The 12,767-nt window shown below is 59.7% G+C and carries 12 protein-coding genes; 6 read left to right on the top strand and 6 right to left on the bottom strand.

Going from position 1 to position 12,767, the window contains the following annotated elements:
* The first annotated feature begins 302 nt into the window (after positions 1-302).
* The 4 genes from ABIZ35_RS17650 to ABIZ35_RS17635 all read left to right on the top strand — a co-directional run bounded on the left by ABIZ35_RS17650 (position 303) and on the right by ABIZ35_RS17635 (position 8,980).
* The gene (locus ABIZ35_RS17650) at positions 303-5,663 is read left to right on the top strand and encodes an SdrD B-like domain-containing protein (protein ID WP_348221228.1); all 5,361 of its coding nucleotides are present in this window, start codon (positions 303-305) and stop codon (positions 5,661-5,663) included.
* A gap of 179 nt (positions 5,664-5,842) precedes the next feature.
* Entirely contained in the window at positions 5,843-6,889 is a 1,047-nt protein-coding gene (locus ABIZ35_RS17645) for a glycosyltransferase family A protein (protein WP_348221227.1), read from the top strand.
* Positions 6,890-6,904: 15 nt separating this feature from the next.
* On the top strand, positions 6,905-8,038 hold the full coding sequence (locus ABIZ35_RS17640; protein ID WP_348221226.1) for a glycosyltransferase family 4 protein: 1,134 nt from the start codon (positions 6,905-6,907) through the stop codon (positions 8,036-8,038).
* A gap of 15 nt (positions 8,039-8,053) precedes the next feature.
* A complete protein-coding gene (locus ABIZ35_RS17635) occupies positions 8,054-8,980 on the top strand; it encodes a glycosyltransferase family 2 protein (RefSeq protein WP_348221225.1) in 927 nt (308 codons plus the stop codon).
* A gap of 44 nt (positions 8,981-9,024) precedes the next feature.
* Here the strand turns inward: ABIZ35_RS17635 and ABIZ35_RS17630 are convergent, their stop codons facing one another.
* On the bottom strand, positions 9,025-9,168 hold the full coding sequence (locus ABIZ35_RS17630) for a hypothetical protein (protein ID WP_348221224.1): 144 nt from the start codon (positions 9,166-9,168) through the stop codon (positions 9,025-9,027).
* 189 nt (positions 9,169-9,357) lie between these two features.
* On the opposite strand from ABIZ35_RS17630, the gene ABIZ35_RS17625 reads away from it, so the two are divergent.
* Positions 9,358-10,050 (top strand): prepilin-type N-terminal cleavage/methylation domain-containing protein, encoded by a 693-nt coding sequence (locus ABIZ35_RS17625; RefSeq protein WP_348221223.1) that lies wholly within the window; start codon positions 9,358-9,360, stop codon positions 10,048-10,050.
* 18 nt (positions 10,051-10,068) lie between these two features.
* Here ABIZ35_RS17625 and ABIZ35_RS17620 read toward each other — a convergent pair whose 3' ends face one another.
* Together ABIZ35_RS17620 and ABIZ35_RS17615 are read right to left on the bottom strand one after the other, a co-directional pair.
* Positions 10,069-10,386, bottom strand: coding sequence for a type II toxin-antitoxin system RelE/ParE family toxin (locus ABIZ35_RS17620; RefSeq protein WP_348221222.1), 318 nt, complete (start codon positions 10,384-10,386; stop codon positions 10,069-10,071).
* The gene (locus ABIZ35_RS17615) at positions 10,386-10,649 is read right to left on the bottom strand and encodes a hypothetical protein (protein ID WP_348221221.1); all 264 of its coding nucleotides are present in this window, start codon (positions 10,647-10,649) and stop codon (positions 10,386-10,388) included. Before ABIZ35_RS17615 ends, ABIZ35_RS17620 begins: the two co-directional genes overlap by 1 nt.
* Before the next feature lie 140 nt (positions 10,650-10,789).
* Between ABIZ35_RS17615 and ABIZ35_RS17610 the strand changes: the two genes are divergently transcribed.
* Positions 10,790-10,975, top strand: a complete 186-nt coding sequence (locus ABIZ35_RS17610; protein WP_348221220.1) for a CsbD family protein — start codon at positions 10,790-10,792, stop codon at positions 10,973-10,975.
* A gap of 86 nt (positions 10,976-11,061) precedes the next feature.
* On the opposite strand, the gene ABIZ35_RS17605 is transcribed toward ABIZ35_RS17610, so the two are convergent.
* From ABIZ35_RS17605 to ABIZ35_RS17595, 3 genes are read right to left on the bottom strand one after another with little or no spacing between them, the layout of a single operon-like run.
* Positions 11,062-11,454 carry a hypothetical protein gene (locus ABIZ35_RS17605; protein WP_348221219.1) on the bottom strand — a complete coding sequence of 131 codons (393 nt, stop codon included), beginning with the start codon at positions 11,452-11,454 and terminating at the stop codon, positions 11,062-11,064.
* Between the two features lie 35 nt (positions 11,455-11,489).
* Positions 11,490-12,071, bottom strand: a complete 582-nt coding sequence (locus tag ABIZ35_RS17600; RefSeq protein WP_348221218.1) for a sigma-70 family RNA polymerase sigma factor — start codon at positions 12,069-12,071, stop codon at positions 11,490-11,492.
* A 21-nt stretch (positions 12,072-12,092) separates the two neighbouring features.
* Positions 12,093-12,638 carry a hypothetical protein gene (locus tag ABIZ35_RS17595; protein WP_348221217.1) on the bottom strand — a complete coding sequence of 182 codons (546 nt, stop codon included), beginning with the start codon at positions 12,636-12,638 and terminating at the stop codon, positions 12,093-12,095.
* Positions 12,639-12,767 lie beyond the last annotated feature (129 nt).

Below are 12,767 nucleotides of genomic sequence, written 5' to 3'. Positions count from 1 at the left end.
CGGATATTTAAAATAAAGAATGGACCCTGGGGATGGGGCGTTTAGTAGATTTTTAAGCTTGCTTGCTTTCAGGGTTGTTTTTCCTTGTATTTGTTTTTCGCAATTCGCGCATTGGACACGGGGTAACGGATGGCGGGTTAAGAGCAATGCCGTTCAAATAAGCGCGAAATCGGCGTCCAGCCGGTTTTGACGTCTCGATCCTCATTTCACTGCAGGAAATGAGGAGCGTGCGTGGCGCTTGGCTGTGACGGAACGGCATTGGAGTTCGGCCTGAATTCGTTTTTAGAATAGGAAAATATTTAGTGGCTTTTATAAATCGCAAATCGGTGAGCATCCTGGCGATGCTTCCTATGTGCTTTTCATTGGTAACCGGCGCTCGCGCTCAATCGACCGGCAATCCCACGCTTCGTGGTTTCATCGTTGGCGCGGAATACAGCCAGTTTGCGGGGACTTATAAGACCTCGGCCGCTCTTGGTCAGGGAACGCCGTGGTGGTTCGGCTACCGCCCTGATATTCCGCAAGCTCCCACGTCTCACGCCGAGGTTCCCGTTGCGTATGGCGCCGACGGGAACTACGCCGGCGGGATTGGATTTGGCGACGACTGGCCGAGCCCGCTCCAGCATATCGTTTACAATCCCATCCTTGCGAACCCCGGCTTCAACTACCTTCCCGCCACCGACCTGTTCAAGCATCAGACGCCGTACGCCAAAAATACTGGTGCCTATCCCGGCGTCACCACGCTGAACGTCACGGCTTCCGCGACATTCCCGGCTGAGACCATCAGCGTCAACAGTTCCCACTGGGGTGGTTTCTTCGGTACGTTGAGCGGCTCGAACGGCTCGCTGAAGGCGGAAGGCTTCCCGTGGAGCAGTCCCGGCTCGGATTACGGCTTTTTTAATGCCGGCGACGCCAAGTATGTCCCCTATGCGCCCGGCCCCGCCACCGCGAACTTCTTCATCTATGACATTCGCAATTCAACGCCGGTCGTCGGCGCCAATGGAAAATCGACCTACGACCTGACCAGCGCGCCGGACAATGTCTCCGCCGTCACCAACAAGGCGCGAGGCCGCTTGACCCTACGCCGCAAGGACTTCAGCGCACGCTGGGAGTTCGGCGTCAATCCGACAGCCATGCAGTACGCCAACACCTTCATTCTGCAGGGCGTGTGGGAAATCGCGGCGGTGGAAGGCTCCTTCACCTCCGTGTTCTCGCCTGCGGATATCGGTAAGGGCGTCGGCTCCTACGGACAGCCGCAGCGCTTCTTCCCCGGCCTCAACTACAACGACGGCAACTTCTACAACATGCTCACGGGCGGCAACAATACGCAGAAGAGCATGGTTTACCAGTTCCTGCCGGCCGGCGTTTCGATCGTCCGCACTTATGACGCCGTGACGAACACCATTGTCGAGACCATCACTAACAACGGCGATGTGCCTCTCTACAACCTGACCGTCACCGACACAGCTGCTGGAACCTCCACCCCGTTCAATCTGGCGGCCGGACAGTCGACATCGATCACGCTGCCGCTGACCTCGCCGAGCGTTTACGCGGGAACCGCCACCGTGACGTCTCACGTATTCGGGATCGAGCGCGGCGTGGACGTGAATGGCGTTTCCCAGACCGTTGCGGACACCGCGACCAACGTTTCGGGCGTTCCGGACGCTTCCATTATCAAGGTGTCGGCTGCGAACAGCGGCACGCAGCTGGCGTCGGACATCAACATCACCGGCGTCATCACCTCACAGCATGACGGCGGCCGACTCCCAGTTGCGGGCGTCACCGTCACACTCACGGGGACCGACCTGAACGGCGTTGCGGTTACTTTGACGACGACCACGGCGACGGACGGTTCCTACAGCTTCCCGAACGTTGCGCCTGGAACCTATCATGCAGTCGAGACCGCACCTGCGGGTTACGATGCGCTGAACGCCACACCCGGCGTCGGCGCCGTCAAGGTTTCCAGCACGGACCTGCTGATCAGCGCAAACGCGCCCGGCACTTCCTCATATACGGCCGAGAACTTCCAGCTGGACAAGCAGCTCGGAAGCGTCTCCGGAACACTGTATGTGGACGCCAACAAGAACACCAGTCTGGACGGCGGCGAGGCGGGCATCTCCGGCATCATCGTGACGCTGAAAGACGCGGATGGCAATATTGTCGCCACGACTACCACGGGCGCTGATGGCGTTTATCACTTCAACGGCGTCTCCGTCGGCTCCTATACCGTGAACGCTCCGGCCACCGCCGGCGACGACACGCTCGAAACGGGCGCCTCCCTTCCGGTCACCGTCGTGAAGACACAGGACGCTCCGAACAACAACTTCGACTACCTGCTGCCCACCGGCAGTCTGTCCGGCGTTCTCTACCTGGACGGCAACAAGAATAGCGGCCTGGACACCGGCGAGCCCGGCCTGTCCGGCATCACCGTGACCCTGAAAGACGCGGACGGCAAAATCGTCGCCACCGCGACGAGCGATGCGAACGGCGCTTACGCATTCACCGGGATCACGATCGGTTCCTACACGGTGACTGCTCCGGACACCGCGTCGGGCGATACCCTGGAAACGGCCGGCTCGCTTCCGGTAACCGTCACCGCCAATCATGAATCGCCGAACAATAACTTCGGTTATCTCCTCCCGGTCGGGAGCCTCTCTGGCACGCTCTATGTGGACGGCAACAAGAATAGCGCCTTTGAAGGCGGCGAGGCTACTCTCTCCGGCATCACGGTCACGCTCAAGGATGCGAACGGTGGCGTCGTTGCGACGACCACCACCGGATCGAACGGCGCCTACTCCTTCACCGGACTGACGATCGGCTCCTACACCGTCACCGCGCCGGCCACAGCCGCGGGCGACAATCTGGAAACCGCCGGATCGCTGTCCGTGACCGTTACTGCGGATAAAGATGCGCCTAATAACAACTTCGGCTACATCCTTCCCGTCGGAACCCTCTCGGGAACTCTGTACGTGGACGCCAACAAGAACAGCACGCTGAACACGGGGGAAGCCGGACTGTCCGGGATCACCGTCAACTTGCTGGACGGTTCGGGCGCCATTGTCGCGACGACGACGACCGGCTCGGATGGAACTTACTCCTTCGCCAGCTTGACGATCGGTTCCTACACCGTCGCCGCTCCGGCCACTGCCGGCGATGACACGCTGGAAACGGCCGCGACGCTTTCGGTGACTGTCACCGCCGACAAAGATGCGCCGAACAACAACTTCGGTTATGTGCTTCCCGTCGGCTCGGTCTCGGGAACGCTCTTTGTGGATGGCGATAAAGACGGTGCGTTCGATAATGGCGAGGCTACTCTTAACGGCATCACGGTGAACCTCCTCGATGCGAACGGAGCCACAGTCGCCAGCACGACGACGAACTCCAGCGGATACTACTCCTTCACCGGATTGGCCTCCGCTGCTTATACGGTCTCCGCTCCCGCCGCCGCCGGCGGATACGCTCTGGAAACCAGCCAGACGCTTCCGGTTACGGTTGTCGGCAACCAGAACGACGGCGACAACGACTTCGGCTACATCAAGCCGGTGGGCAGCCTCTCCGGGGTCTTCTACCTGGACGGCGACAAAGACAGCCAGTACGACGCCGGCGAGGCGCTCTTCCCTGGCGTCACCGTCACCCTGAAGGACGCGAGCGGCAGCATCGTCGCCACGACCACCACGGACAGTGACGGCGCTTACTCGTTCACCGGTCTCACTGTCGGCTCCTACACGGTCTCCGCGCCGGGTGTCGTCAGCGGCGATCTTCTGGAAACGAGTGCGAACCTGAACGTTACGGTGACCGCTAACCACGATACGCCGAACAATAACTTCGGATATATCGTCCCGCTTGGCAGCCTGTCGGGAACACTCTATCTGGACGCGAACAAGAACAGCACGCTCAACACGGGTGAAGCGGGCATCTCCGGCCTTACGGTGAACCTGGTCGATGCAAGCGGCGCCATCGTCGCCACCACGACGACCGGCTCGGACGGAACCTACTCCTTCGCCGGAATAGTCGCCGGCTCCTACACGGTTACCGCGCCTTCGGCGTCGGGAACCGCCACGCTGGAGACGTCCGGCTCGCTGAACGTCACCGTCAGCGCCAATCAGAACTCAGGGAACAACAACTTCGGTTATGTTCTCCCGGCCCTGGGCAGCCTCTCGGGAACTCTCTACGTGGATGGCAACAAGAACTCCGGTCTGGATAACGGCGAGACCGGACTTTCCGGCCTGACCGTGAACCTGCTGGACGCTGCGGGCAACATCATCGCCACCACAACCACCGGCTCCAACGGAACGTACTCCTTCACCGGCCTTGCGGCGGGATCCTACAGGGTTGTCGCTCCGGGAGCTTCGGGGACCTATACACTCGAAACGACAGGAACCCTGACGGTCGGCGTCGTCGCCAGCCAGAATGCGGGAAGCAACAACTTCGGCTACATCGCCAAGGCCCCGGTCTCCACCGGCGGTCTCTGCGGAACTGTGTATCTGGATAACAATAAAGACGGCAAGGCCGGATGCGGAGACAGCGCCCTATCCGGGATCACCGTGACGCTGGTGGACAGCACGGGCAAGACGATCGCGACGACCACGACCGATAACTACGGGAACTACTCGTTCAAGAATGTACCGACCGGAACCTACAAGGTCGTTGTCCCGACGACTGCCGGATCGAACGTGATCGAAACGACCGATCCCCTGACTGTCACCATCACCGCGAACCAGACGGTGTGCAATGTGAACTTCGGTTACACGAAGCCCGCTCCTGGATGCGTCACCGGCAAGGTCTACGTAGACGGCAACAAGAACGGCGCTTACAACAGCGGCGAGACCGTCCTCTCCGGCGTTACCGTGACGCTGGTGGACAGCACGGGCAAGACGATCGCGGCGACGACGACCGACTGCAACGGAAACTACGCGCTCAGTAACATACCGGCCGGCTCCTATAAAGTGGTCGTGCCGACATCGAGCGGATCGAACGTGATCGAGACCACGGACCCGCTGGCAGTTACCGTCACCAGCGGCCAGACGACGGCGAACAACAACTTCGGTTATGTGAAGCCCGCCGTCGGCAACATCTGCGGAACGGTCTATCTGGACTGCAACAAAGACAAGAAACTGGGCAGCGGCGACAGCTTCCTCTCCGGGATCACGGTCACGCTGAAGGACGCGAACGGCAACGTCGTCGCGACGACCACCACGGACTGCAATGGAAACTACACCTTCAAGAACCTGCCCGCAGGCTCCTACACGGTGTCCGTTCCCACTAAGGCCGGCAGCAACCCGATCGAGACCACGGACCCGCTGATGGTCAGTGTCGCTGGCAATCAGACCACCAGCAGCGTCAACTTCGGTTACACGAAGCCCGCCACCGGCGGCGTCTGCGGAACCGTCTACTGTGACAATAACCGGGACGGCCACTGCGGCCGCGGCGACACCGCACTCTGTGGAGTGTCCGTGACGCTGAAGGACTGCAATGGCAAGACGGTCTGCTCAACCAAGACGGACTCCTGCGGCAACTACTCCTTCAGCGGAGTTGCTGCCGGCTCCTGCACGGTCAGCGTTCCCGCCACCGCGAATAGCTGCTCGGCGAAGTCGAGCTGCAATCAGGGAGTAACGATCGTTGGAAATCAGACGAGCAGCTGCCACTTCACTTATGGCAAGTACTAGTCTCTTCTAATGACACGCATCCTCGTCCATGGCCTCCGAGCCATGGACGGGGATGTTTTTTTTAGATTGCTCTAGAAATGGCTGCCGGTTGATTTGCCGGTTTACGCGCGTCACTCTGAACATTTACTCACTGCGCGCCAAAGATACAATTAAGACAAGTGTTATCGCGGAGTTTCCGCGTGGAAAGTAGTGCTGGTTTGGACGAAGTTTCCCAAGCCGCTTCGGCGCATGTTTCGATATCGGTGGCCATCTGCACCTGCGATCGCGGCGCGCGCATCGTGGAGGCCGTGCGCAGTATCCTCGCCGCCGGAGGCGGGTACGAAGAATTGATCGTCGTGGACCAGAGCAGCACTCTGGAAACTCATGATGCGCTCGCCTCGTTTATCGCCCAAGGCGTTGTCCGCTGGATCCCGTCGGGGACGCGCGGTTCAGGCCGCTCCCGCAGCATCGCGCTGGAAGCGGCAGCATCTGACCTCGTCGCCTTTACCGACGACGATTGTTCCGTGCTTCCCGGCTGGCTGGAGGCGCACACGCGCGTTTTGACTGAGTTCCCGGATGTCGCCGTTAGCTACGGGGCCGTACTGCCCGCCGAACACGATGAAACGAGCGGCTACATTCCCGACTACGCAATCGTCGCCAGTAAGCGCTGTGGCTCGCTGCGCGACCGAATGAATGCGCGTGGCATCGGCGCGAACTTCGCCGTTCGCCGTCAGGCGATCCTGGAGATCGGCGGCTTTGACCCCTGTCTGGGCGCCGGCGCCAAATACTTTTCCGCCGAGGACCGCGATCTGACCCTGCGCTGCTTTTTCGCCGGACTGGGCGTCTATGAGTGCGCTGAGAGCCAGGTGATGCACGACGGGTTCCGAGGCTGGTCGCATGGTCGCCGGCATACCAGCAACGATTGGTTCGGGCTGGGCGCCGTCTTCGCCAAGCCGCTGCGCGCCGGCCGGTTGGCCGCGCTGCCTTACCTTCTTCACGAGTTTGTCCGGTTCGCGCTGCTGCCATTTTTGCTGGCGCTGCCCACGCCCGCGAAGCAAAAGGGCTTCATGCGAATCCAGGCGTTTCTCGCCGGGTTTGCGCGCGGCTGGAGCGCTCCCATGGATCGCGCCCGAATACTGTTTAAAGCCGAAGTCGAAATGCCGCCTTCCATAGAGTTTAAGCTCGAATTCCCGCGAGACGTGGTATGCTGGGAGAAGGGGGAAGCTTACCCAAGCGCCGGGGAATAATCCCTCAAACCAATCATGATCAGCACTACAGGTCAGAAAGTCGCTTTCATCGCCACCTCCACCGCCATTGGCGGCATGGAGCGCGTCATGGCGGATGTGGCGCGGCGGCTGGCGGCGGACGGCGTCGCGATCGATATTTGGCTTTCGCCAAATATCGGCGAGCAAGAGACTGTCGCCTGGTTCGGCGCGCGCGGCGTTTCCGCGCGCGCGCATCCAGCGGTCCCCGATATCCATCAGCCACGGTCGTGGCGTTCGGTGCTGGAGTTCGCCCGGTTCGTCTCCTCGCTTCGCGTAGACACGGTCAACCTGCATTATGGCGTTGGACATATCTCCTTGAAAGATGTCCTCGCGGTGCGGCTTGCGGGGCGCCGATGTGTCGTCACGGTGCACGCGGCGTCGGGGTGGGGGGCGGACGACGAGCCCGCGCGGCGCGCCACCCGGCGCGCCGCCGCTCTTTGCGGTCGGGTGATCGTTCACTCGCAGGCCGCCCGCGCGCATCTGCTGGCGGCAGGCGTTTCGCCCGCCGAGATCGTCTGCATCCCCTGCGGCGTCGAGCCGCCCATGCGAATCCCCTCCCAAATGGAGGCGCGGGCCAAGCTCGGCGCGCCACAGGACGCCTTTGTTATCTCCGCTGCTGCGCGCATGGTCCCGGAAAAGGGATTGGACACGCTGCTGGAGGCGATGTCTGATCTGCGCTCGCTTCCCACGCCCATCTATCTGCTCATCGCGGGCGCCGGTCCCGACGAGATCCGTCTGCGCGGGATGGGCGCCGCCCTGCTCGGCGATCGGGCGCGTTTCCTGGGTCACCTGCCGGACCTCAGCGATGTCTACGCCGCCTCCGATCTCTTTGTGCTGCCGTCCCATATGGAAGGATTCGGCCTGGTCTACCTTGAAGCGGCCCTGCACGGCGTTCCCAGTATCGGAACCAATGTCGGCGCGATCCCCGAAGTGATCCAGGATGGGGTCACTGGTCTGCTGGTTCCCCCACGCGACAGCAAAGCGCTCGCGGCGGCGATCCGCAGTTTGATCGGTGATCCCAAGCGGATCCAAGCGATGGGGCAGGCGGCGAAGCGCCGAGCACTGGCGGATTTCGGCATGGATCGCATGGGGGAAGACTATCGGCGCGCCCTGCTGGGCCAGCGCTCTTAAGAAAGAATGGGATGGATGCCTCGGATCAGCATCGTGACCCCCTGCTATAACGGGGAGCAGTTTTTAGCTGAGACGCTCGACAGTGTCGTAGCGCAGGACATGACGGACTGGGAATTGGTGGTGGTCGATGATGGGAGCAAAGACCGCTCCGCCGCGATTGCACAGGAGTACGCCGTGCGCGACCCGCGCATTCGCCTGCTCGCGCAGGAGAACCAGGGCGCGTCCAAAGCCCGCAACAACGGCGCCGCCGCAACCGACCCTGCTGCGCCATACCTCTGGTTCCTGGACGCCGACGATCGCCTCAAGCCTGGGGCGCTGACGACGCTCGCCGACTACTTAGACCATCACCCGGAAGCCGTCTGTGCGGCGTGCGAGTACGATTTCATCGACGAGCGCGGGGCGCCCGTCACGCCCAGTCATCACGAATACTCGCGCGTCTGGCGCTATGTTCCTCACGGTGGCGGCGTCCACGCCCTGCGCGACGACGAGCCGAACACCCCCTTTCTATCCATCTTTAGCTGGTGTCGAATCATTCCCTCCGCCTGGATCATCCGGCGAACGGTATTTGAGAAGGCGGGCGGCTACACCTCGGCTCTGCAGATCGGACACGATATCGATCTGGCGCTCAAGTGCAGCCTCCAGGGACAGGTCCATTTTATTCCGGCGGAAGTGCGTATGGAGTATCGGCGGCATTCCGGCCAGAAGACGGCGCATCTGGACCGAATCCGCGACGAAGAGCAAAAGCTCTGGAATATCTGGCGCTCGGGCGAGGGGTTGACCGACGCCCAGCGCGCCGTCGTGACGGACGCATGGCGCTTCAAAGAGCGCCGGTTCGCGCCGCATCTTATGCGGATCTGGGCGGGGGACGCCTTCCGCAAAGGCGACTGGCGCAATGGAGCGTTGCTGACGCTGCGCGCGGCGAAGAAGCGTCTTTTCGGGTAAAGAAAACGTCCCCGGCTCCACAAGAAGCGGGGACGTCCTGTCGGCTAATTGCTGCTCGTCTTCTTGTCTACTTCCTGCCCATCGACTTTCTTTGTCGTCTCGCTGGTCGATTTCGGCGCGCCGTCGCCGCTTTGCTCGGTCGTCGTGGTCGTGGTTTCTTCCGTCGTCGTGTTTTCCTGGTCGGCCATGATCGTTCTCCTTGAACTTGCGCGAAGCGTGAGCATTCGCCAGCCTCTTTTACCCCGCGCTTTCCGGGCTGAAACTTGAGATCATGCCGCGAAAAACGATCGTTGTCTCAGAACTTTCCCGTAATAGTTTGCGTATCTCGATATACGGTACAATCGTTGCAGTTTTTGTGAGAAAAGAGCCTCCGACACATGAAGCGCGGTTTTACGCTGATTGAGCTGCTGATCGTGATCGCGATCATTTCGATCTTGGCCGCGATCCTCTTCCCCGTCTTCGCCCAGGCGCGCAAGCGCGCCCAGAATACGGCGTGCCTGTCCAACCTGCGCCAGATCGGGATGGCGACGCAGATGTACGTCCAGGAGAACGACGAAACGTTCTTCTGGAACCTCGGCGATCCCGCGAATCCCAGCGCCACGATCAAGCGGTTCAGTCCGTCCGTCTACGACGACACGATACCGCCCGCCGACGCTTCCCAGTCCAACCGCTGGGACCCTTCACCGATCATGCCGGTGCTGGAGCCGTACGTCAAGAACGCGGGGATCTGGGTCTGTCCCGGCACGGCTCTGCCCTATACCGGGATAAACGGCATTCAGGAAAACACCAGTCGCGACAAGACCAGCTATCAGGTCAATCCCTATATCGCCGTGAACGATACCCTTGGTCCGCCGCCGCATTCCGGCCCTGTGACGCTCGCCGATGTCGTCAACCCCACGGGAGTCAAAGTTTTCCAGGACTACTACAACAAGAAAAAAGGCCAGGTGGAAGTCGTGGGAGTGCACTTCGGCGGTGGAAATTATGTGTGCGTCGACGGCCACACCAAGTTCCAGCGCGGCGGCGCGGCCAATGCCGGCGCGATCTTCGCCAAGTGGTGGCAGGAATCGTAAGCGGGCAATCTATTTATGCTATGGTTGGCTGAGGAGTATTTCGATGTTCCGCGCGCCATGAAGTATGCGGCGGATAATGACTGTCTGTTCGTCCGTATCATAGAAGATCAGATAGTTGGGGAATTTAGGAACCGCCCACATGCGGAGTGCTTGGAGTTCAGGAGAGGCGTAGGCGCGGAGTGCGCCGACGCCGGGCATTTCGGTGAGCAGTGTGAAAGATTGGCGGATCGCATAGAGTACCTGGTGCACAGTTTCTGCGTCGGCGTTGTCTGTCAGGTAATCAGCAATTTCGATGAGGTCGGAGAATGCCGCCGGCGACTCGATGATTTGGCGCATTAAGGCTGTTTTCTAGCAGTGCGGCTTTCGATCCGTGCGTGAAGCTGATCCCAAATATCATCTGTGACGGAATGGGTCTGTCCCTTGTAGCCTTGCAACAAAAGCTCTTCCAGGTGTGCTTGGTCTTGGATTGTGCCGGGGGGTGTGGGAACGCTGGCGACAGCGGCGTCATCATCCACATAGACACGCAGTTTCTGGCCGAAAAACGACTGGGTCAACAATTCCGCGATTTCGGCTCCAGTTCCTTCTAATATTCGCGTCATATCGTCTCTCCTCCATGTCCACCTATGATGATTATATCATAATTGCGCTTTGCGTTGCTTCGTGTTTTCGAATGTTCCCTTGCGGGTAAATGGGATTATCAGGCTAGGATAGCCGAGCCCAAACTAACAAGGAGCGTATCATGGCGATTAATGAAGATATTGTCGAAGGCAAACTGAAGCAGGCGGAGGGCAAAGCGCAGGACGTGCGTGGCGACCTGACCAATAATCCGGACGATGACGCTGCCGGCAAGGCCAAGCAAGTCGAGGGCAAGATCCAGGAAGGCTTTGGCAAGGCCAAAGAAGCCGTCAAAGACGCGCTCGATTAAGTCTAGAAGTAAGAAACACCCCGCGCTGCATTGCTGCCGCGCGGGGTGTTTTTGTTTGTGTCGAGAGCGCCGTATGTCGCGAAATGCTACTGGCATTCATCGCTGTGCAGGTCTGGGCGGCATGGGATGCTGCCGGGCTGTCGCGGAGCGGCGATCGGATGCGCGGGATGCTGGGAGAGTATGATGATCCCTTTGGTCAAAGTCATCGTTGTGGCGACGAGAAGAACAAGAGCCATAATCGCCCACGCCGACGCAATGCGCGCTGTCCGGACGGCTTCCCGAGGATCCGGGAGCGACCATCGGGGCAGGTCGCCATCGCGCACGGCATTGGCCAGCAGCTGGGACACGCCGACGAGCTTTGCAAAGCGTGACTGACAGCGCGGACATATGGCGAAGTGGGTCTGCGCCATGATCCGCCGCCAGATCGTCAGCTCACCGTGCGCCAATAATAAAATGTCTTGATCGTTAGTATGAAACATAATGGATCATTTCGGAGGGAGTATCCCATCGGACTTCAAAGCGCGTTCACTAGATTTAAACCCGACTCGACGATCCCGTGCGCCCTGTAAAACTGATACTTAACCGTGTTTTGATTGCGCTTCAGGGTCTCCGCAATCTCAGGAAGTGTTAGCCCGGCGTAGTAGTAAAGCTCAATGACCTCTCGCTGCGCCGCCGGAAGCTGCGAGAGGATGGAATTGAGCGCATCTTTCAGGTCCACGGCGGCATAGGGATCGTTCTGTGTCGTCATGGTTCGTTCGATCTCGGGCGTGATTTGCTCCGCGATGGATTTTGCGCGGGCTCGGTGGTGGTCGCCGATTTTATGGACGGCGATGCCGAACAGCCAGGCTTTAAAGCGAGCGCGATGCGTATATTCCGGCAATTTGGTCCAGGCGGCCATCCATGTCTCCTGCAAAATATCGTCAACGGCTTCCGCGTTGTCTAGCCGCCGCGCGAGGAAGCCGCGGACGAGCGGTCGATGGGTGCGAACGAGAGAGTCGAACGCCCTTTGGTCGCCACGCTGCGCCGCCGCGATCAGATCGGCTTCCGCTTCCTCGCCGCTTTGCGGGCGACGCCTGATTGTCCGCCATAAGTTCAACGCCGCCCCATCTTTCTGATATTAAAATATTTCCTGCTGCTCTGCATGAAAGAGATCGTCAATATATGGCAAGAAGTTTGGATTAATCCGGGCCAGAGTGAAAGAACGATTATTTATTGTGATTACGTTGTTTCTATTCTCCGGAGTAAGAGGCTTACGCGCCTTTATGGTCGGAAGCGCTTGTTTTTGGACCGATGGCGCGGCAGCATTGATAGAGCCTGCGGATTGTCTTTGGAGCCGCGCACGACGCTTCATCGCAAGAAGGTGTTTCCTCCAATTGTCACGATGCCGGCGATGCGCCTCTCCAATCAACTTTACCTCATGCGGGTCCTTCTGCGCCTTTGCTCGCTCATACAGCTCCATGTATGCACATTGTTCCTCCGCAGCGGACGGAGTTTGATCCGTGAGAAATCGATGTCTCATGGCTGTGGAATATGTGAATGGTCCAGAGACAGGCGTGGCGCCTATGGTTGTCGCCTGCACCGCCGAATAATTTTGGATTATCGCGCCGCCAGCGGCGAGAAGGCTGCACAGGACGCCGAGAGCGATCACATCATTGAGCTTCAATTGACTTCTCCTGTAAGCATTCACAACAAAAGAGATTGCGGATTTCTTTGGCGTTCGGTCATTGCCGACCAGAATGCTCGTCGCTTTCGTATGTTAATTAGATCGCTGCTTAGGAGGGAAAAGTTGGGA

This window comes from Capsulimonas sp. (assembly GCF_039929585.1).
GTDB lineage: Bacteria > Armatimonadota > Armatimonadia > Armatimonadales > Capsulimonadaceae > Capsulimonas.
The sequence above is the reverse complement of the archived record's forward strand: the minus strand, read 5'-3'. Positions and strand labels throughout refer to the sequence as shown.